At 63.0% G+C, this 18467-nt stretch carries 20 protein-coding genes and 1 riboswitch; of the genes, 9 read left to right on the top strand and 11 right to left on the bottom strand.

Annotated features, from left to right (window positions below; all coding sequences use genetic code 11):
* From PXK07_RS06795 to PXK07_RS06785, 3 genes are all read left to right on the top strand, one after another.
* A complete protein-coding gene (locus PXK07_RS06795) occupies positions 1 to 945 on the top strand; it encodes an ABC transporter permease (protein WP_274847448.1) in 945 nt (314 codons plus the stop codon).
* Positions 945 to 2222, top strand: a complete 1278-nt coding sequence (locus PXK07_RS06790) for an amidohydrolase family protein (RefSeq protein ID WP_274847528.1) — start codon at positions 945 to 947, stop codon at positions 2220 to 2222. The genes PXK07_RS06795 and PXK07_RS06790 overlap by 1 nt, the downstream gene beginning before the upstream one ends.
* A gap of 190 nt (positions 2223 to 2412) precedes the next feature.
* Positions 2413 to 3153, top strand: a complete 741-nt coding sequence (locus PXK07_RS06785) for a DUF3800 domain-containing protein (protein WP_274847447.1) — start codon at positions 2413 to 2415, stop codon at positions 3151 to 3153.
* A gap of 184 nt (positions 3154 to 3337) precedes the next feature.
* Here the strand turns inward: PXK07_RS06785 and PXK07_RS06780 are convergent, their stop codons facing one another.
* Together PXK07_RS06780 and PXK07_RS06775 are read right to left on the bottom strand one after the other, a co-directional pair.
* Positions 3338 to 3607, bottom strand: coding sequence for a glutaredoxin family protein (locus PXK07_RS06780; RefSeq protein ID WP_274847446.1), 270 nt, complete (start codon positions 3605 to 3607; stop codon positions 3338 to 3340).
* 187 nt (positions 3608 to 3794) lie between these two features.
* On the bottom strand, positions 3795 to 4589 hold the full coding sequence (locus PXK07_RS06775) for an HAD-IA family hydrolase (protein ID WP_274847445.1): 795 nt from the start codon (positions 4587 to 4589) through the stop codon (positions 3795 to 3797).
* Positions 4588 to 4789: riboswitch (cobalamin riboswitch) on the top strand. (Overlaps the previous gene by 2 nt.)
* 129 nt (positions 4790 to 4918) lie before the next feature.
* Here PXK07_RS06775 and PXK07_RS06770 point away from each other — a divergent pair.
* The 5 genes from PXK07_RS06770 to PXK07_RS06750 are packed head-to-tail and all read left to right on the top strand — an operon-like array spanning position 4919 to position 8335.
* Positions 4919 to 5704, top strand: coding sequence for a DUF4198 domain-containing protein (locus PXK07_RS06770; protein ID WP_274847444.1), 786 nt, complete (start codon positions 4919 to 4921; stop codon positions 5702 to 5704).
* Between the two features lie 6 nt (positions 5705 to 5710).
* Complete coding sequence (cbiM, locus tag PXK07_RS06765; protein WP_274847443.1) at positions 5711 to 6322, top strand: cobalt transporter CbiM; 612 nt, start codon at positions 5711 to 5713, stop codon at positions 6320 to 6322.
* On the top strand, positions 6319 to 6909 hold the full coding sequence (locus PXK07_RS06760; protein ID WP_274847442.1) for a cobalt ABC transporter permease: 591 nt from the start codon (positions 6319 to 6321) through the stop codon (positions 6907 to 6909). The genes cbiM and PXK07_RS06760 overlap by 4 nt, the downstream gene beginning before the upstream one ends.
* On the top strand, positions 6906 to 7688 hold the full coding sequence (gene cbiQ, locus PXK07_RS06755; protein ID WP_274847441.1) for a cobalt ECF transporter T component CbiQ: 783 nt from the start codon (positions 6906 to 6908) through the stop codon (positions 7686 to 7688). The genes PXK07_RS06760 and cbiQ overlap by 4 nt, the downstream gene beginning before the upstream one ends.
* The gene (locus tag PXK07_RS06750) at positions 7685 to 8335 is read left to right on the top strand and encodes an energy-coupling factor ABC transporter ATP-binding protein (RefSeq protein WP_274847440.1); all 651 of its coding nucleotides are present in this window, start codon (positions 7685 to 7687) and stop codon (positions 8333 to 8335) included. Before cbiQ ends, PXK07_RS06750 begins: the two co-directional genes overlap by 4 nt.
* Before the next feature lie 102 nt (positions 8336 to 8437).
* Here PXK07_RS06750 and PXK07_RS06745 read toward each other — a convergent pair whose 3' ends face one another.
* From PXK07_RS06745 to PXK07_RS06720, 6 genes are all read right to left on the bottom strand, one after another.
* Positions 8438 to 9127, bottom strand: coding sequence for an ABC transporter ATP-binding protein (locus PXK07_RS06745; protein ID WP_274847439.1), 690 nt, complete (start codon positions 9125 to 9127; stop codon positions 8438 to 8440).
* Positions 9124 to 9885: an ABC transporter ATP-binding protein gene (locus PXK07_RS06740; RefSeq protein ID WP_274847438.1), complete on the bottom strand. Its 762-nt coding sequence runs from the start codon at positions 9883 to 9885 to the stop codon at positions 9124 to 9126. The genes PXK07_RS06745 and PXK07_RS06740 overlap by 4 nt, the downstream gene beginning before the upstream one ends.
* Positions 9878 to 10861 carry a branched-chain amino acid ABC transporter permease gene (locus tag PXK07_RS06735; RefSeq protein WP_446728357.1) on the bottom strand — a complete coding sequence of 328 codons (984 nt, stop codon included), beginning with the start codon at positions 10859 to 10861 and terminating at the stop codon, positions 9878 to 9880. The genes PXK07_RS06740 and PXK07_RS06735 overlap by 8 nt, the downstream gene beginning before the upstream one ends.
* A 2-nt stretch (positions 10862 to 10863) precedes the next feature.
* Positions 10864 to 11784, bottom strand: a complete 921-nt coding sequence (locus PXK07_RS06730; protein WP_274847436.1) for a branched-chain amino acid ABC transporter permease — start codon at positions 11782 to 11784, stop codon at positions 10864 to 10866.
* Positions 11785 to 11844: 60 nt separating this feature from the next.
* Positions 11845 to 12981: an ABC transporter substrate-binding protein gene (locus tag PXK07_RS06725; RefSeq protein ID WP_274847435.1), complete on the bottom strand. Its 1137-nt coding sequence runs from the start codon at positions 12979 to 12981 to the stop codon at positions 11845 to 11847.
* A 388-nt stretch (positions 12982 to 13369) separates the two neighbouring features.
* Complete coding sequence (locus PXK07_RS06720; RefSeq protein ID WP_274847434.1) at positions 13370 to 14293, bottom strand: hydrogen peroxide-inducible genes activator; 924 nt, start codon at positions 14291 to 14293, stop codon at positions 13370 to 13372.
* A gap of 107 nt (positions 14294 to 14400) precedes the next feature.
* Here PXK07_RS06720 and PXK07_RS06715 point away from each other — a divergent pair, with 107 nt between their 5' ends.
* Positions 14401 to 15363: a sodium-dependent bicarbonate transport family permease gene (locus PXK07_RS06715; protein ID WP_274847433.1), complete on the top strand. Its 963-nt coding sequence runs from the start codon at positions 14401 to 14403 to the stop codon at positions 15361 to 15363.
* Positions 15364 to 15389: 26 nt separating this feature from the next.
* Here the strand turns inward: PXK07_RS06715 and PXK07_RS06710 are convergent, their stop codons facing one another.
* From PXK07_RS06710 to PXK07_RS06700, 3 genes are read right to left on the bottom strand one after another with little or no spacing between them, the layout of a single operon-like run.
* On the bottom strand, positions 15390 to 16145 hold the full coding sequence (locus PXK07_RS06710; protein WP_274847432.1) for a maleate cis-trans isomerase family protein: 756 nt from the start codon (positions 16143 to 16145) through the stop codon (positions 15390 to 15392).
* Between the two features lie 4 nt (positions 16146 to 16149).
* The gene (locus PXK07_RS06705) at positions 16150 to 17313 is read right to left on the bottom strand and encodes a M24 family metallopeptidase (RefSeq protein ID WP_274847431.1); all 1164 of its coding nucleotides are present in this window, start codon (positions 17311 to 17313) and stop codon (positions 16150 to 16152) included.
* Positions 17306 to 18397: a pyridoxal-phosphate dependent enzyme gene (locus PXK07_RS06700; RefSeq protein ID WP_274847430.1), complete on the bottom strand. Its 1092-nt coding sequence runs from the start codon at positions 18395 to 18397 to the stop codon at positions 17306 to 17308. Before PXK07_RS06700 ends, PXK07_RS06705 begins: the two co-directional genes overlap by 8 nt.
* Positions 18398 to 18467: the final 70 nt, after the last annotated feature.

Here is an 18467-nt window from a genome sequence, read left to right as displayed (position 1 = left end):
ATGGAGCTGATCGACATCCTGCTGTCCGCCAGTTTCTGGGCCGCCGCCATCCGCATCGCCTCGCCTCTGATCTTCGCCACCATCGGAGAGCTGATCTGCGAGCGCGCCGGGGTTCTGAATCTCGGCATCGAGGGTATCATGGTCGCGGGTGCCTTTGCCGGCTGGATCGCGGTCTGGGGCGGTCTGCCGCTTTGGGGCGGGGTTGCCGTGGCCCTGCTGACCGGGATGATGCTGGGGCTGGTGCATTCCATTTTCTCGGTGCCCTTTGGCCTCTCGCAGCATGTGGTCGGCGTTGGCCTCACGCTGCTGGCGACTTCGCTCACCTTCTACACCTATCGCGTGGTCCTGCCCGAGGTGTCATCCCCGCCGAAAATCACCGCTTTCCAGCCCTATGAGATCCCGCTTCTGTCCGACCTGCCACTGGTCGGCCCTGCGCTGTTCTCGCAAACACCGCTCACCTATGCTGCGTTCATTCTGGCAGGGCTGACGGCGCTGGTGCTCTATCGCACGCCCCTTGGCCTTGCGGTGCGCGCCGCCGGGGAAAACCCGCAAGCCGTCGCCGCCCAAGGGCTGTCGGTCACCGCGATCCGCATGGGCGCGGTTGTGGTCGGATCCGGCTTCATGGCGGTGGGCGGTGCCTTTCTGACACTCTCTGCCTTTGACAGCTTCTTCTTCGACATGGTCAACGGGCGCGGCTGGATCTGCATTGCGCTGGTGGTCTTTGGCGCCTGGAAACCGGGCAAGGCGGTGCTGGGCGCGGTGCTGTTTGCCGCCTTCGACGCCCTACAGATACGCCTGCAACAAACCGGCATCGGCGCCGTGGTGCCCTATCAGGTCTTCCTGATGATGCCCTATATCCTGTCCATTCTGGCGCTGGTGGTGATGTCCCGCCGCGCCGAGATCCCGGCGGCCCTGATGGTGCCCTTCAACAAGGGGGAAAGATGATGTTCGACCTGATCGTCAAGGGCGGTACCCTGCCCGATGGCTCCGTCGCCGATATCGGCATTGCGGGCGGCAAGATCACCGCCATTGATTCCCAGCTAGAGGCCGAAGCGCGTGAGGTGATCGACGCCAGCGGAGACCTCGTCTCCCCGCCCTTCGTGGATCCGCATTTCCACCTGGATGCGACGCTGTCCTACGGCATTCCCCGGCTCAACGCCTCGGGTACTCTGCTCGAAGGGATCTCCCTCTGGGGAGAGCTGCGCGACATCGCCACGGTGGAGGAAATGGTGGAGCGCGCGCTGACCTATTGCGACTGGGCCGCCTCCATGGGGACGCTGGCGATCCGCTCCCATGTGGACACCACGCCCGATCACCTCAACACCGTTACCGCCATGCTGGAGGTGAAGGAAAAGGTCAAAGAGTATATCGACCTGCAGCTGGTCGCCTTCCCGCAGGATGGGCTGTACCGCAGCAAGACGGGCCGCGAGAACGTGATCCGCGCGCTGGATATGGGGGTCGATGTGGTCGGCGGCATCCCCCATTTCGAGCGCACAATGCAGGACGGTGCCACCTCGATGCGCGACCTCTGCGAAATCGCCGCCGAGCGGGGTCTGATGGTCGATATCCACTGCGACGAAAGCGACGATCCCCTGTCCCGCCATATCGAGACGCTGGCCTATGAAACCCAGCGGCTGGGCCTGCAGGGGCGGGTTGCGGGCAGTCACCTGACCTCGATGCATTCGATGGACAATTACTATGTCTCAAAGCTCTTGCCGCTGATGGCCGAGGCCGGGGTTTCCGCCATCCCCAACCCCTTGATCAACATCATGCTGCAGGGGCGGCACGACACCTTCCCCAAACGCCGAGGGCTCACTCGCGTGAAGGAAATGCAGGCCCTTGGCATCCCGGTCGGCTGGGGGCAGGACTGCGTGCTGGATCCCTGGTACTCCCTTGGCACCGCGGACATGCTGGATGTGGCCTTCATGGGCCTGCACGTGGCGCAGATGAGCCACCCCGACGAGATGGCCCGCTGTTTCACCATGGTGACCGAGGTCAACGCCCAGATCATGGGGCTAGAGGGGTACGGGTTGAAGGTCGGCGGCGATGCCTCCCTGGTGGTTCTGGACGCCAGCACCCCGACCGAAGCCGTCCGCCTGCGCCCAACCCGGCTGGCCGTTGTGTCCAAGGGCAAAGTGATCGCCCGCAGCGCCCGTGGAGATGCGAGTCTTTCGTTGCCGGGGCGTCCCGAAACGGTGCGGCGGCGGCATGGGGTGTGGTAGGAAAATAGAAGAAGGCGCTCCGGGTTCTGCAAAGTCGTTTGTTTCCTTTCTTTACAAGCAGAAATTGCGCGCTTAACGCGCTTGACAATGGAACTTCGATTACCTACGTTCCTTTACGAGGCGCAGACTTGTGTTGCCCTCATTCCGAGGCCCGTGCGTAAGCGCGGGCTTTCGTGTTTTTGAGGTTCTTTTGACTTATATTGCCTATTTAGATGAGTTCGGTCACATCGGCCCCTACATTAGCCGCAACGACCGTCAGCACAACGATAGTCCAGTCTTCGGACTTGCTGGGCTTGTGCTTCCCATTGAAGAAGTACGGAGCTTTGGAACTTGGTTCTATCAGAGGAAATGTGAATTACTAAAGTTCGAGCTTGACCGCTCAGATGCCCATCCGTCCGTTTGGGAGAAGAAAGGCTCAAGTCTCTACACAGTCCGGAACGTAAGAAAATATCGAGAGCTCCGTAACTTCACTAACCGCCTTTTAAATAAGATAGACGCGCTTGGCGGATTTGTCTTTTATGTTGGCCAGGGCAAACACGCCTCCCCTGAAGACCACGATGCAAATGCTCTCTACAGATACATCCTTCGTGAAGCGATCAAACGGATTGACCAGTACTGTATGGATGACTGCGATCCTTGTGGGCAGTTTCTCCTTGCCCTCGACGAGCATGACCAGAGGTCTGCACTGGTCACACAGGCAGCGATCGCAATGTATGGTGCAGACAGACGGCGCAGCCTTGTCGAGCCTCCTTTTCAATTAGAAAGCCACCGCTATCAGACAATGCAGGCTGCCGATTGGATCGCTGGCCTTACGGGACGCCTTGGTGCGTATTGGAAGGCATCAGAGGAGTATCCTGAAAACGAGATCTTCGCCACGTATTTCGCAGCACGACTGCACCAATGCGCGGTGAGAAGTGGAATCAGAGACTAAACCTCATTACAGGTACACCCAGTACTCTTTGTCACTTGCCCCCCAGATACTGGTCCATCAGATGCGGCGTCAGCTCTCCATTCTCCCGGTCCAGGCGCTGTGGCCGCAGTTCAGGATCACTGCCAGGCAGACGCCGCGGGTGAGATGCGCTCTCTGGCACGACCCGCGACGCGACATAGGGCAATCAGCGTTTCCAGAACCGTTTCGCCGCCACCTTTTGCGCCTTCAGGTGGGCCTTCAACTCGGTATAGCCGCCGATCTTCTCCCCGTCGATGAACACAAGCGGCGTTGTGGTGATGTGATGCTTGTCCTTGAAGGCATCCGTTTCATGGCGCGTTCTGAGGATGTGCTCCTCGATCTCGAACTTCTCGCGGCGCAGAAGATCGCGCGCAGCGGTGCCGTAGCCACAGGTGTAATTGGGCAAATCCATCCGGTACAAAACCGCCTTGAGCATGGGGGGCATCCTTTTGTTTTTACAGGGCTGATGTCGAATGCCATGCCCTCATGCGCAAGGCCGCTGCGATCACTTTGGCGTGCGCTGAAACATGGCCGAGACGGCCCAAGACCCAGCAACGGCGGCACGGGGCGTCTACATGGAGGCGTCTCGGTGAGTGTCCCGACCGTTGCTCTGCCTTGCGCCCTTATCGCCTGATACATCGGTCAAGTATCATGGACAGGGTTTCGCTCCCGTCCCAATGAACCGCCTCCCAGCCCTCATGGCGGGCGGCCTTGACGTTTGCGACCGTATCATCAACCAGCAGCAAATCGTGCGGCTGACATCCGGTTGCCTGCGCCGCATAGGCAAAAAACTCGGCCTGGGGCTTCCTGAAACCGGCTTGTGCCGAATATAGGATGCCGTCGACTTCCTCTGACAAAGCCAGAGTTCGTCGCAAGTGCTCCACCCGCATATGCTCTTGATTGGTTGCCAGGTAGATCGGAATGCCTTGGCATCTTGCGGCCCGGCAGTCTGCAAGCACGTCATCGACAATGCGTGAATCCATCTTGAACCAGTAGTCGACAAGTTCTTGGGGCTTAACCTGCGGGGCAATACGCTCCAGCACACTGCCCAGTGCCGGAAGCAGGTCTTTCCGACCGACAACGATCTCTGCCCATTGGGATTTGAAGAACGCGTTGATCAGTGCCTCCGAAGGCACTCCGAGATCTTGCTCTAGCTCCTTGTCCCATCTTTGACCGTCTGTTGGGCGGCCGTCGATCAAGACGCCGTCAACATCAAGCATGAGGCATTTCGCCATTTCGGTGCTCCGTTTCCTGTCGCAGGTTTTATGGCCCGAAACGAGAACGACGTGAAGGGCGTGCCGCAAGCGATCGCGGGCTGTTCCGTCGGGCGGGGAAACCCTGACGCAGGCGCTCTGTCCGCTGCTGGTTCCTTGCACAGCGACAATCGGTTGTTGACCGGATCTCTTTTCTTCTGGCATGACAGATCTCATGTCCGGTTCCGGAGTTCGCTCTGGACGCAAAAGGGAATGCAGTGCGGCTTGCGACAAGCCAATTCTGCAACTGCCCCCGCAACTGTAGGCGGCGAGCACGGCTGACAATGCCACTGGGATCTCCCGGGAAGGCCAGCCAAGTGTGACGACCCGCAAGTCAGGATACCTGCCGGATTAGCGCCCTCGGAAAGGGCGACCATCACCGGCGACGGGGTGTGCGCTGGAACCGCTTGCCGTGAGTGGCAACTGGCTTCGTATCCCCCTCAGCCAACTGCACAAATGCGCCGGGGAAGGCGCAACGAGGTGAGGAACGAAGAATGAAGAAACTGCTCTTGGCAGCGGCCACGGCGGCAATGATGCCGGTCTTGGCGCAGGCGCATTTCCTGTTGGAATATACCGAAGAGACGATGATCGCGCATCCCGGCGAGATTCCGGTGAAACTGGTCTTCTGGCATCCGCTAGAGGCCGGTCACGTGATGGCGCTGGAAAAACCGGAAGAGTTCTACGTCATCCACAACGGCGAAAAGACCGACCTGATGGGCAGCCTTCGGGAAACCACCTTTCAAGGGCCCGAAAACAGTGCCAAGGCCTTCGTGGGATCGGTGCCGGTCAAACGCTCCGGCGACTATGTGCTGGTGACCGTACCGGCGCCCTACTACGAAGAATCCGAGGATATCTACATCCAGCAGATCACCAAGGCCTATCTGAACCGGAACGCGCTGCCCACCGACTGGGATCAGCCGCAGGGATTGGCCACCGAGATCCAACCCTTGAACAAACCCTACAATATCATTGCAGGCTCCACCTTCAGCGGCCGCGTCCTGAGCCAAGGGAAACCGGTGGCCGGTGCCGAGATCGAAATCGAATATATCGCGGCCGCCCCCGACATGCAGGGCACGGGCGCCAAGGAGCCCGTGATTTCGCCCCTGCCCGGCGGGGCGCTGGTCGCGATCTCGGACGACAACGGGTATTTCACCTTCGGCATTCCCAAGGCTGGATACTGGGGCTTTGCCGCCCTCGGAACTGGCCCCGAGACCACGCATCAGGGCAAGGCGTTGAGCCAGGATGCGGTGATCTGGATCCGCGCCTGGGATCTGGAGTAACCCGGCATGCATATCGTCGACGGAGCCCTTTCCAACCCAGTCGTGATCGGCGGCGCACTCGCGGCCGCCGGGGGGATTGCCTGGGGGCTGAAATCGCTGGATCTGGATCGCATTCCCACGGCCGGCGTTCTTTCGGCCAGCTTTTTCGTGGCCTCCCTGATCCATGTGCCGATCGGCCCGTCCTCGGTGCATTTGATCCTGAACGGTCTGGCCGGGCTGATGCTTGGCTGGGCCGCCTTTCCGGCGCTTTTCGTGGGGCTTTTGCTGCAGGCGGTTTTCTTTGGGTTCGGCGGTCTGACCGTCCTTGGCATCAACACGCTCAATATTGCCCTGCCTGCTGTCTTGGTTGGGGTCCTGCTGCGACCGCTGATCGGGCGCGGCACGCCTGTCCACGGCGCCATCTGGGGCGGCATCGGTGGGGCCTTTGCGATTGCTGCAACCACGGTCATGGTGGGGGCCGCGCTGGCCCTGTCGGGGGATCAGTTCCTGCCTGCCGCGAAACTGGTGTTCTTGACCCATATCCCGGTGATGGCCATCGAAGCGGTGCTCACGGGCTTTGCCATCCTTCTGGCCCGCAAGGCAAAGCCAGAGCTTTTTTTCACCAGGGCACCCGCATGAAACGGCTGGCATTCCTCCTTGCCCTGTGCTGCGCGCCTTTACCCGCAGCTGCACATAAGGTGATTGCCGGGGTCTTTGCCTCCGGCGCAACCATCGAAGGGGAAATCGGCTTTTCCGACGGGGCGATGGCAAGGGGGGCGGAGATCATCGTCACCGGCCCGGATGGCGCGGAACTGGGCCGGACCGTATCCGACGCGGATGGGTTCTTTGTCTACACGCCGACACGGGCGGTGTCGCATACCTTCTTTGCCGATCTCGGCGCCGGGCATGTGGCCAAAGTCACCATGCCTGCCGGGGAGGTGGCCAGGATCATGGGTGTCATCCCCCCCAAGGCTGCGCCTTCCAACGCTGACACAGAACCTGCTGCGCCGACCACCGCTGCTGTCGCTGTGGCATCGCTCACCGAAGAAGAGCGCCAAGCCATTGCCGACCTCCTGCGCGACGAGATACGCCCCTTGCGCCGCGAGATTGCCGCCTACCGGGAGCAGAACGATGTCCAGACCATCCTGGGCGGCATCGGCTATATCCTTGGGCTGTTCGGGCTTGGCTTCTACCTTGCCGCGCGGCGCAAGTTGGGCGCGCGATGACACATGTTCTTGGTCCCCAAGAGAAGGCGCTTGCCGGTTCTGGCGCATTGGCCCGCCAGGCGCTGATCGCCCGGCTCGATCCGCGGTTGCGGATCGTGATGGCCTGTGTCTTCGCGGTCGTGGTGGTTGCGCTGTCGTCGCTGACCGCCCTTTTTGCGGCGCTGGCGATCGCGCTGTCGCTCCTGGTGATGTCGCGGCTGCCATGGCGCCGGACGCTCAGGCGGATGGCGATGATGGACGGGTTCATCCTGGTCATGTTGCTGCTGTTGCCCTTCACGGTTCCCGGCGATCCGATCCTTGTTCTGTGGGGGCTTGCGGCCAGTTGGCAGGGGCTGTGGCAGGCCGTCGAAATCGCGCTCACCGCGAATGCGGTGATCCTGGCAGTGCTGGTGCTGCTCGGCACCTTGGAGCCGGTCACCCTTGGGCATGCGCTGCACCGGTTGCGCTGCCCTGAAACGCTGGTACATCTGCTGATGTTCACCATCCGCTATCTTGACGTGCTGCATGGCGAATATCAGCGCCTGCGGGCCGCGATGAAGGTCCGCGGCTTTCGGCCCGGCACCAATTGGCACAGCTACCGCAGCTTTGGCTATCTGGTCGGGATGATGCTGGTGCGGGCCATTGAGCGCTCCGAACGTATTCTTGGGGCAATGAAATGTCGCGGTTTTGCGGGCCGGATGCCGTTGCTGCAGGAGTTTACCCTGGCCCGCCGGGACGTCACCTTTGGCACTGGCTTCACCCTGCTTTGCCTTGGCCTGATCATTCTGGATGTTGCATGACGATCATCGCACTTGAAAAGATTTGCTTTGCCTATCCCGGCCAACCGCCGGTATTGACCGGGGCCTCGTTGCACCTGCAGGCAGGGCAACGGCTGTCGATCACCGGTCCGAACGGATCCGGGAAATCCACCCTTCTGCATATCGCCCTTGGCCTGCAGCGGCCTTCGTCGGGGGCTGTGAGGATCTTTGACAAAGACCGCAAGGAAGAGGCCGATTTTCACGAGGTCCGGCGCCGCATCGGGCTGGTCTTTCAGGATCCGGACGATCAGCTGTTCTGCCCCACGGTGGCCGAGGATATCGCCTTTGGCCCCTTGAACCTGGGCAAATCCCGGCACGAGGCGATGGCGATTGTGGATCGGGTGCTGGGCGATCTGGATCTGATGAATCTCAAGGATCGCAGCACCCACAAGCTGTCAGGCGGTGAAAAGCGTCTGATCACCCTGGCAACGGTTCTGGCGATGGAGCCGGAGGCGTTGTTACTGGATGAGCCGACCAATGCGCTGGACCCCGAGAACGAGGCACGGCTGCTAGAGATCCTGCTGTCCCTGCCGCAAGCCATCCTGCTGGTCAGCCATTCCACTCCCTTTCGCGCGGCACTGGCACCGGAGCGGCTGGAGCTTCAGGGCGGCAGGCTGGTTCCCATGTGAGCGCACGGGCCATTGATCGGACTGGCCATTGATCGAACCGGCGATCCGCCCGCCCGCGCCCTTTGCGCAGAGACGCGGACGGATCTGGACTTTGCTCCGATTTCAAACGCCCAGGTAACGGTCGGTCAGATCCGGGGTCAGCGCGTCCATTCTGCCGGTCCAGACGCTTTGACCCCGGTTCAGGATCACCGCGTGGTCGGCGATCTGGGCGAGCTCCTTCAGCGTCTTGTCCACCACCAGGATCGACAGGCCCGCCTCGCGCTTCAGCTGCGCAATCGCTGCCCAGATTTCCTGTCGCACCACCGGAGCCAGGCCTTCGGTTGCCTCGTCCAGGATCAAGAGGCGCGGGTTGGTCATCAGGGCGCGGCCAATGGCCAGCATCTGCTGCTCGCCACCAGAAAGCGAACTGGCGGTCTGGTCACGCCGTTCCTTCAGACGCGGAAACAGCCCGGCGACGCGGGTAAAATCCCAAGGCCCCGAACGCGCGGCAGCCGTCAGGTTTTCCTCCACCGTCAGCGGGCCGAAACAGCGCCGCCCCTCGGGCACCAGACCGATGCCCAGCCGCGCGATCTTGTGCGAGGCCAGCTGCCGCAGGTCATGCCCATCGAAGCGCAGATCCCCGGCAAAGGGCTGCACCATGCCGCAGATCGACTTGATCGTGGTGGTCTTGCCCATGCCGTTGCGGCCCATAAGGGCGACGACCTCGCCCTCGGCCAGATCCAGCGAGACACCGAACAGCGCCTGCGAGGGGCCGTAAGAGGCCTCGATATTGCTCAGCGACAACAGGCTCATGCGGCGTCCTCCTCTCCCAGGTAGGCGCGGCGCACCTCTGCATTGGCGCGGATCTCATCCGCCGTGCCGGTGGCGATCACCGCGCCATAGACCAGCACGCTGATCCGGTCGGCGAGGGCAAAGACCGCGTCCATGTCATGTTCCACCAGAAGGATCGGCGCCTCATGGCGCAACTCATCGAGGAAACCAGTCAGGGCCTTTGATCCGCTTGCCCCCAACCCCGCCATCGGTTCATCCATCAGGAAGAGTTTCGGCTGCAGCGTCAGCGCCACGGCGACCTCCAGTTGGCGGCGTTGCCCGTGCGACAGATCCGCAGTGCGCCGCTGCGCCTCGTCCTGCAGGCCGACGCGTTCCAAGGCGCGCTGCGCAGGCTCCAGCAGCGCCTTGTCCTTCATCACGTTGCGCAAGAAGGAAAACGCCCGCCCCCGCGCACCCAGCGCGCCAAGGACCACGTTTTGCAGCACCGTGAATTCCATCGCCAGGGACGAGATCTGGAAGGTCCGCCCCAGCCCCAGCCGCGCCCGCGCCACCGTATCCAGATCGGTGACATCGCGGCCCAGCACCTCGATCCTACCACTGTCAGGCTTGAGGCTGCCCGAGATCTGCTTGATCAGGGTCGACTTGCCCGCACCATTGGGGCCGATCAAGGCGTGGATTTCACCGGGCCGCAGATCAAGGCTCACATTGTCGCTGGCCTTCAGCGCGCCAAAGCTTTTGCTGATGCCCTCGACTTTCAGAACCGGGGTCATGTCAGTCATGGGCCACCTCCCGTCCGGCAATGGCTCCGATCAGCCCGCCGCGTGCAAAGAGCACCATCAAGAGCAGCAATAGGCCAAGGAAGATCTGCCAGTATTCGCTGAACCCGCCAAGAATGTGTTCCAAGAGGATAAAGACCGCCGCACCCACGACCGGGCCGAACAGTCGTCCCACCCCACCGATGATGACAAAGACCATGATCTCGCCACTAGTGTGCCAACTCAGCATGGTGGGGCTCACGAACCGGTTGAGGTCCGCATAGAGCGCGCCGGCAAGACCTGTGATCGCGCCCGAGATGACAAAGGCCACCAGCCGCAGATGAAAGGGCGTGAGGCCCACGGTCATCACGCGTTCCTCACTCTGCCGGGCCGCCGCCAGGGCAAGCCCAAAGGGCGAACGTGCAAGACGCGCAGAGAAGACCAGCACCACGCACAGGATCACATAGGCAATCAAGAAGAACTGGATCGGATCTAGTGTATTCAGCCCCGGAAATTCGTTGCGCACCCAGATCGACTGACCATCCTCGCCGCCATAGGCGGACCAGCTGATCGCGAAGTAGTAAAGCATCTGACCAAAGGCGAGCGTGATCATGATGAAATAGACGCCCGAGGTGCGCAGGGACAGCGCCCCGATCACCAGCGCCGCCAAGGCGCTGGCGACGATGGCGACCAGCCAGATGATGGGCATCTGGTTGGTGCCTTCGATCAGGAAGGGCGCCTCCAGGATCGGCTCATAGTTCTGGGCGTGGGCCGCCAGGATCCCCATGGCATAGCCGCCGATCCCGAAAAAGGCCGCATGCCCCAGGCTTACCAGCCCGCCGATGCCCAGCGCGATATTGAGGCCGACACCCGCCAGCGCCAGGATCGCGACCTTGGTGGCGAGCGTGATGATAAAGATCTCGTCCATCGCCAGCGCCAGAAGCGGCACCGCCAGCAGCGCCGCCGCCAGCGCAATGTTCAAGGTTGTTTCGCGGGTCAGCATCAGTTGCTCCCCCCATATAGGCCCGACGGGCGCACCAAGAGGACCAGCGCCATCAGGATATAGATCAGCATCGAAGCCAGCGACGCCCCCACGGATGTGGCGCTTGCGGGCTCCATGAACAGGCCAAAGAGTTGCGGCAGGAAGACCTTGCCCAGCGTGTCAGTCAGCCCCACCAGGACCGCGCCCACCAGCGCGCCCTTGATCGAGCCGATGCCACCGATCACGATCACCACGAAGGCCAGGATCAGAACGGGTTCGCCCATGCCGACCTGCACCGACTGGATCGCGCCGACCAGGGCACCGGCCAGCCCCGCCAGCGCCGCGCCAAGGGCAAAAACCAGCGTGTAGAGCCTGGAAATATCCACCCCCAACGCCGCGATCATCTCACGATCCGCCTCGCCTGCGCGGATCTGGATGCCGATCCGGGTGCGCGCGATCAGCCAGAACAGCGCCGCCGCCACCACCAGTCCGATGGCGATGATCGTCAGCCGATAGAGCGGGTATTCGATCCCGCCGGGCAGGCTCACCGGGCCGGAGAGGTAGTCCGGCACATCCAGGAACAGCGGAAAGGAGCCGAAGATCCAGCGCGTGCCTTCGGAGAAGATCAGGATCAGCGCGAATGTGGCCAGCACCTGGTCCAGGTGATCGCGATCATAAAGCCGCCGGATCACCGCGACCTCGACAATGGCGCCAGCTGCGGCCGCAGCCGCAAGGCTAGCCACCAGCGCCAACAGGAAGGATCCGGTCAGCCCCGCCACGGCGGCGGCGGCAAAGGCCCCCACCATATACAGCGCGCCATGGGCAAGGTTGATCAGCCCCATGACGCCGAAGACCAGTGTCAGCCCCGCAGCCATGAGGAATAGCATGACCCCGAACTGCAACCCGTTCAGGACCTGCTCAAGAATGAGGATTATGGACATGGAATTGTTCCGCCGGATTGGGGGCGCCGCGGTCAGCGCCCCCACCGGATTGGAGGTCTCTTACATCTTGCACTCGGCGGCGTAGGCGTCACCGCGCATTTCAAGACCGGTGGCGATGATCTTGTTGGTGAAGACATCGCCTTCCTTGATCACTTCGCGCACGTAGATGTTCTGGATCGGGTGATGGTTGGGGCCGAACTTGAACTCACCGCGCACGGAAGCGAAATCCGCCGCCTCCAGCGCCGCACGGAAGGCGTCCTTGTCGGAGACATCGGCCTTCTCAAGCGCGCTCAGGATCAGGTTGGCGGTGTCATAACCCTGGCTGGCATAAAGCGAGGGCAGACGGCCGTATTTCTCCTGGAAGCCCGCCACGAATTCGGCGTTGGCCGCGTTGTCCAGATCCTTGTTCCACTGCGAGGTGTTCTTGACGCCCAGAGCGGCCTCACCCACGGCCTGCAGGATACCCTGGTCAAAGCTGAAGGCCGGGCCCACCACGGGCAGGTCGACGCCACTGTCGGCATATTGCTTGAGGAAGGAAATCCCCATGCCGCCGGGCAGGAAGAAGAACACCGAATCCGCGCCCGAGGCCCGGATCTGGGCGATCTCGGCGGCGTAATCGGTCTGGCCCAGCTTGGTGTAGATCTCACCGGCCAGATCGCCCTTGTACATGCGCTTGTAGCCGGTCAAAGCGTCCTTGCCCGCCGGGTAGTTCGGCGCCAGGATAAAGCTGTTCTTGTAGCCAGTATCGCTGGCATAGGCGCCTGCCGCCTCGTGCAGGTTGTCGTTCTGCCAGGCGACGTTGAAGTAATTCTCATGGCAGCGCTTGCCCGCCAGGGCCGAGGGGCCAGCATTGGGCGACAGGTAGAACACGCCCTGCGCGGTGGCGGCAGGCACAACGGCCATGGCGAGGTTCGACCAGATGATGCCGGTCATGATATCGACCTTCTCGGACTGGATCATCTGATCGGCCAGCTGTACCGCCGTTTCAGGCTTGCGCTGATCGTCCTCGATCACCACTTCCACATCGCTGCGGCCTGCCTTTTCGATGGCCATCATGAAACCGTCGCGCACATCGACGCCAAGGCCCGCACCGCCGCCCGAAAGGGTGGTGATCATGCCGATCTTGGTGTCCGCCTGCGCCGCCACGGCCAGGGCCGAAACGGCGGTTGCCAGTGCCAGAGTCTTGATTGCTTTCATTTCCCAAAGTCTCCCTATTGCAGTTATTGGACCGGGATCCGCGTTTGCCGCGGTTATCTCCATGCCACCACTATTTCCGCTATGGGCCGGTGGCGCCAGTCCTTCCTGGCCTTTTCCCTCTGATGGGGACACCTTGCGCCCGAAGTCGGGTCGTGGTGCAGTTAAGGCGCCGGATCCTTCGCCAGCATGCCCCGCCGCTGTGGTCTTCTTCGAACTGGACCTTCGGGGCGGGTGCCGACATGAAAACTCTAGGCAGCTTCCCCTCATTATTTCAACATTAAAATATTAAACCTTAAAACATTTTTGGCGAGATGCCGGAAAACGCGCCAAGCCTCGCACCAGCGCCCCCGCGCCGATTCCATATCCCGCCACGAAAAGTGCAACCCTTTCAAATAGAAGTCTTTTCTATGCTCAATCCGGCGGATCCGGCCTGGGTCAACAGGGCATCCGCCAGGATCTCGGTGCCGTTCATCTCCTGCTCGGAAAACACCTGCATCAACGAGATCCTGCGGCTGGCCCCCGGCACCTCCAGCGGTCTCAGCACAACTTCAGGGCATTGCTTGGCCTGCACCCGTGCGTAAAGTTCGGGCAGGATCGCCACCCCCGCGCCAGAGGCTGCCATCAGGCGAATCGCATCCAGACTGGTGCCTTCATATTCATCCGACACGATGCCACCGCAATCCGAGGCCAGCGCATAGACGATCCGCGACAATCGGTGCCCCCGGTCCAGCGTCAGGAATATCCGCCCCTTCAGATCCTGGGTAGCCACCGGGGCTTTGGTCCGGGCAAGCGGGTCATCGCGCGCCACCGCCAGCCACAGCCGTTCCGAAAACAGGTTTCTTTGCAACGTGTTGGGGTGATCTTCCGGCGTTGAGATGATCAGGTCCAGACGCCCCGATTTCAGGCCCTGCTCCAGATTTTGCGTGTTCTCGTCCCGCAGGATAAAGCGCAGATCCGGGTGCGACAGGTGCAGGGCGCTGATCACCTGCGGCAACAGATAGGGCCCGATGGAGGGCAGAACCCCAAGCCGGACCCGCCCGCCGAAGGGCGCCGCTCCGGTGATGGAGGCCCGCAGGTCTTCCACATCGCGCAGGATCTTCTGGGCACGGCGAATCACATCCGCTCCCTGCGGTGTTGGCGTCACCCCTGAGCGATTGCGCTGAAACAGCCGCGCGCCCAGATCGGCTTCGACCTCCGCGATCTGCGCCGAAAGGCTCGGCTGGCTGACATTCAGCGTTTCTGCCGCCAGACCGAACCGCCCCAGCCGCGCCACCGCCACCACATATTCCAATTGCCGAAGAGTTGGCCGCATCATTCATAGCCTTAAACTATGCAACAGTTAGAATTCTTGTATTTTAGTTATCTGAAAAATCAAGTCATCAGGCCGCGACAGACGCCCACTGATGAAGGAATCAAACCGTGGCACAGATAATTGACAGCCTGCTGGTCCCCACCATCCTGTTCTTTGCCCTGGGTCTTGCCGCCGCCTTTGCCCGCAGCGATCTGTCGATCCCAAGTGGCGCGGCCAAGTTCATGTCGATCTACCTGCTACTGGCCATCGGCTTCAAAGGCGGTGCCAGCCTGGCGCAGCACGGGCTCAGCCCCGATCTGTTCGCAACCCTTGCCGCTGGCGTGTTGCTGTCCTTTGTCATCCCCTTCGTGGCCTTTGGCCTCCTCAAGGTGATGACCAGGCTCAACACTCTGAACGCGGCCGCGCTTGCCGGTCACTACGGGTCGATCTCCATCGTGACCTTCGTCACCGCGACCAGCCTGCTGGAGCTGGGCGGCATCGCCTACGAAGGTTATATGGTCGCCGTTGCCGCCGCGATGGAGGTGCCTGCCATCCTCTCCGCCCTGTGGCTGGCGCATCGGCGTGGCGGCGAACAGCAGGACACCCCCAAAGGGCTGTGGCGCGATCTTCTGGCCAATGGGTCCATCGTTCTCCTGGTGGGGGCCTTCACCATTGGCGCCATCACCGGCGATGACGGTCTTGCAACGATTTCGCCCTTCATCATCGGCCCCTTCACCGGCATCCTATGCCTGTTCCTGCTGGACATGGGCCTGGCCGCCGGGCGCAGCCTGATCTCCAACCGGGGGCAGCTCACGCCGGGCCTGTTTGCATTCGGTGTGACCATGCCGGTGATCGGCGCCCTGATGGCCCTGGCGCTGGCGCGGCTGACCGGCCTGTCGGATGGCGGCAGCTTCCTCTTCATGGTGCTGGCGGCCTCGGCCTCTTACATCGCGGTGCCCGCAGCCATGCGCATCGCCCTGCCGCGCGCCGAACCCGGCATCTACCTGTCGATGTCGCTGGGGGTCACCTTTCCCTTCAACATCACCGTCGGCCTGCCCCTGTATCTGTGGCTGGCGCAGGCAAGCGGTTAAGCCAGGGCGCAGCTCCCCGGCCGGTATCAGCCCGCTGCCGGTGGCAGCCGAAACACCTGGCCGGGACCCGTGATCCCGGCCTCGACGCCCGCAAGCCGCGCCATATGCCAGGCCAGAACCTGGTTGCTGCTCAGGACCGGCTTGCCCAGCTCCGCTTCCAGGCCGTCGATGATATCCAGCGTGCGCAGGTTGGTGCAGGACAGGAAGACAGCATCGGCTTCCTGCCCAACCGACACGGCCGCCGCCCGGATCGAGGCCGGGTCGATCCGCGCCACCCGTGCCTCAACCTCCTCGCCAAAGGAGACGGTGGCGGGCACATCATGGCCGCGGATCTCGAAGGCGCGGCGCACCGGGGCGCTGACGCTCTCCACATAGGGCGACACGATCGCCAGCGACCGGGCATCCAAGGCCTCCAGCGCCGCCAGAGCCGCGCTCAGAGGATCGGTGATACGGGCTGTGGCGGCGCCCTGGCGCACCAGATCCGCCACCCGGTCGGCGCCGATCAGCGTGGTGCCCGAGGTGCAGCCATAGCCGATCACATCGAACTTCGCCGCCGGAGGCAGCAGGGCCGCCGCCGCTGGCAGGGTCCGCTCCATGCTGGCGATGGTGTCAGGCGTCAGCTCATCGCCGCTGGGGATCCGGGTCACGTGATGGGCCACATCGCCGCCCGGCAAAAGGCGGCGCATGTCCTGTTCCAGCGTCTCGTCCACCTGCAGGACGATCAGCCCCAGCGTGGCACCACTGCCGATGGGACCGGTCAGGTCATAGGGAAAGCGATCCATGCCCTCACTCCAGAACCGGCAATTCTGCCGGGGCGCGCGCGGACAGAAGCTCCGGCCCATCTTCGCGCAGCACGATATTCTCTTCATGCACCAGAATGCGGCCCGGTGCGATTTCCACCCCCGGCTCCAGCGTCAGCACCATTCCCGCCCGCAGCACCGATCGGTCCTTGGGTGTGAAAGAGGGCCATTCGGTCAAGGTCACCCCCAGCCCGTGTCCCAGCCGCCCGCCGCCCGGCGTGGCGCCGTTTGCGCCCAGCCCGTCGCAGAGGATCCGGTGCACATCCGCCGCCGTCATGCCGGGGCGCAACGTGTCCAGCGCCAGTTCGGTAGCCGCATAGAGCGCCGCATGGGCCAGGGCGGTATCGACGGCAACCGCGCCAATGGCATAGTTCCGGTCGAAATCGCAGAAATAGCCGTCGCGCACCGCGCCGGTGTCCAGCATCAGCACATCGCCCCGCGCCAAAGGCTGCGCCGTCGCCGGAGAGATCACATCGCCATAGCCACCCTGCCCGGCGCCGCCTGCGGTGTAGCTGACCCAGTCCGCGCCCTCCTCCAGCAGAACCCGCTGAAAATCGCGAAACACCGCATCCAGCGGACGCCCGAGACCTGCAAACTCCGGCACGCGGGCGAATGTGCGATCCGCCACGGCGCAGGCGGCGCGGATCTTGGCGACCTCGGCCTCTGACTTCACCTCGCGCACCCGCTGCACCACATCGGTCGCATCCACCATCCGGCGCGGTGCGATCCGGGCGGTCAGCGCCATGTAATCGCTGAGTGCCATGCGCAGCTGGGTTTCCAGCCCCATGGGCGTGCCGATCGCGCCCTCGGCGGGTACCAGATCGCATAAAGTCGCCGCCAGAAGGCTGACGCCATCGTCGCTTGGGTCCGGCGCATCCCAGGTGCGGATATCGGAAATCCAGGTCTGCCCCATCAGATCGGCGCCGATGGAGGGGATCACCGCCACCGGATCGCCTTTCGCCGGGACCACCACGAACCAGGGGCGCGCCGGGCTTTCCCAGAACCGGGTAAGGAAGCCCGTCACATAGAAGATATCCGCCGCCGTGGTCAGCAGCAGCGCATCCATCCCTGCCAAGGCCATCCCGGCCTGCAGCGCATCACAGCGGCGCCGGTATTCGGACAGGGCAAAACCGCGTGCCGGGTCAGCCATCTTCCGGCCCTTCGCTCAGGATCGCCAGAACCCGCGCATCGGCACCGCAGCCGGGCACCCGCCCCGCCAGCAGCGCCGCCAGCCCCGCCCCGCCCGACGGCGTCGTCGCATAGCCGTGATCCGCCAATGTACTCACTGCCTCGGCGGCCTCTTCTTCGGAAATGGTGACAAAGCGGTCTGCGTCGCGCACCAGGCCGTTCAGCGCCACCAACGAGGGCGTCTTGCAATCGAGCCGTCCCATGGCGGACTCCGGCCCATGGGTGTCCACAAGATGCCCCGCACGGATGCTTTCGATCAGGGCCGGTGCGGCCTCGGGTTCCACCACCACGATTCGCGGCGCATCGCCCCAGACATGCCGCGCATAGGCCGCCACCGCCGCCGCCAGCCCGCCGACCCCGGCCTGCAGCAGAATATGAGTAGGCACCTCTTCGATCTGGCTTGCCGCCTCGGCGGCCAGTTGCAGATAGCCTTCCATCACCGCCACCGCAGACTCCGTGTAGCCCTGCCAGGAACTGTCCGAGAGAGGCGTCCAGCCATTTCCCAAAGCGTCAGCCTGGGCGGCAGCCATGCTTGCCTCGTAATCCGCGCCCGCGCGCACCACCTCGGCGCCCTTGGCGCGCAGCCGTTCGGCAAAGGCTTCGGGCACCGTCTTGGCCAGGTAGATCACCGCCTGCGCACCGAACAGCCGGGCGCCCGCCGCGACTGACAGGCCATGGTTGCCCGCGCTGGCGGTGGCAAAGGTGCGCCCTTTCAGCGTCTCCTCCCAGGCCGGGGCGGCCTCTCCTGCCTGTTCCCGAACCTCTGCCGCCTCACGGGCAATGGCATAGGCCGCGCCCAGCGCCTTGAAACTGCCAAGCCCCATCCGGACGCGCTCATCCTTGATCCAGAGCCGCGCAACACCCGCCACCGCCGCCAGATCCACGGCATCGATCAAAGGCGTCACCGCATGGCGCGGGCAAAGCGCCAGCAACCGGGCAACTGCCTCGGCGTCCACGCTGGGCAGAATGTCAGCCTCCGGGCCGGTCAAGGGCACGGCCCGCGCCCGCCAATCGTTTTCAAGCGTATTGCTGAGGCCCCCATCCATGCCCGATCTTCCCTTGCTGCCTGCGAATTCCGCCACAGAGTAGTCGGTGCCGCCAGCGGTTTGTGGGAAA

Origin of the sequence: Phaeobacter sp. QD34_24 (assembly GCF_028890115.1) — a bacterium.
Classification (GTDB): domain Bacteria; phylum Pseudomonadota; class Alphaproteobacteria; order Rhodobacterales; family Rhodobacteraceae; genus Phycobacter.
This window is presented reverse-complemented; position numbering and strand designations above follow the sequence as displayed.

Coding starts and splice junctions, on each gene's coding strand:
- cbiM (WP_274847443.1), top strand. CDS start 5,711: ATGCATATCGTCGACGGAGCCCTTTCCAACCCAGTCGTGATCGGCGGC.
- PXK07_RS06720 (WP_274847434.1), bottom strand. CDS start 14,293: ATGCGGCCAACTCTTCGGCAATTGGAATATGTGGTGGCGGTGGCGCGG.
- PXK07_RS06745 (WP_274847439.1), bottom strand. CDS start 9,127: ATGAGCCTGTTGTCGCTGAGCAATATCGAGGCCTCTTACGGCCCCTCG.
- PXK07_RS06700 (WP_274847430.1), bottom strand. CDS start 18,397: ATGGATGGGGGCCTCAGCAATACGCTTGAAAACGATTGGCGGGCGCGG.
- PXK07_RS06790 (WP_274847528.1), top strand. CDS start 945: ATGTTCGACCTGATCGTCAAGGGCGGTACCCTGCCCGATGGCTCCGTC.
- cbiQ (WP_274847441.1), top strand. CDS start 6,906: ATGACACATGTTCTTGGTCCCCAAGAGAAGGCGCTTGCCGGTTCTGGC.
- PXK07_RS06795 (WP_274847448.1), top strand. CDS start 1: ATGGAGCTGATCGACATCCTGCTGTCCGCCAGTTTCTGGGCCGCCGCC.
- PXK07_RS06705 (WP_274847431.1), bottom strand. CDS start 17,313: ATGGCTGACCCGGCACGCGGTTTTGCCCTGTCCGAATACCGGCGCCGC.
- PXK07_RS06740 (WP_274847438.1), bottom strand. CDS start 9,885: ATGACTGACATGACCCCGGTTCTGAAAGTCGAGGGCATCAGCAAAAGC.
- PXK07_RS06730 (WP_274847436.1), bottom strand. CDS start 11,784: ATGTCCATAATCCTCATTCTTGAGCAGGTCCTGAACGGGTTGCAGTTC.
- PXK07_RS06725 (WP_274847435.1), bottom strand. CDS start 12,981: ATGAAAGCAATCAAGACTCTGGCACTGGCAACCGCCGTTTCGGCCCTG.
- PXK07_RS06710 (WP_274847432.1), bottom strand. CDS start 16,145: ATGGATCGCTTTCCCTATGACCTGACCGGTCCCATCGGCAGTGGTGCC.
- PXK07_RS06750 (WP_274847440.1), top strand. CDS start 7,685: ATGACGATCATCGCACTTGAAAAGATTTGCTTTGCCTATCCCGGCCAA.
- PXK07_RS06770 (WP_274847444.1), top strand. CDS start 4,919: ATGAAGAAACTGCTCTTGGCAGCGGCCACGGCGGCAATGATGCCGGTC.
- PXK07_RS06760 (WP_274847442.1), top strand. CDS start 6,319: ATGAAACGGCTGGCATTCCTCCTTGCCCTGTGCTGCGCGCCTTTACCC.
- PXK07_RS06775 (WP_274847445.1), bottom strand. CDS start 4,589: ATGCCAGAAGAAAAGAGATCCGGTCAACAACCGATTGTCGCTGTGCAA.
- PXK07_RS06780 (WP_274847446.1), bottom strand. CDS start 3,607: ATGCTCAAGGCGGTTTTGTACCGGATGGATTTGCCCAATTACACCTGT.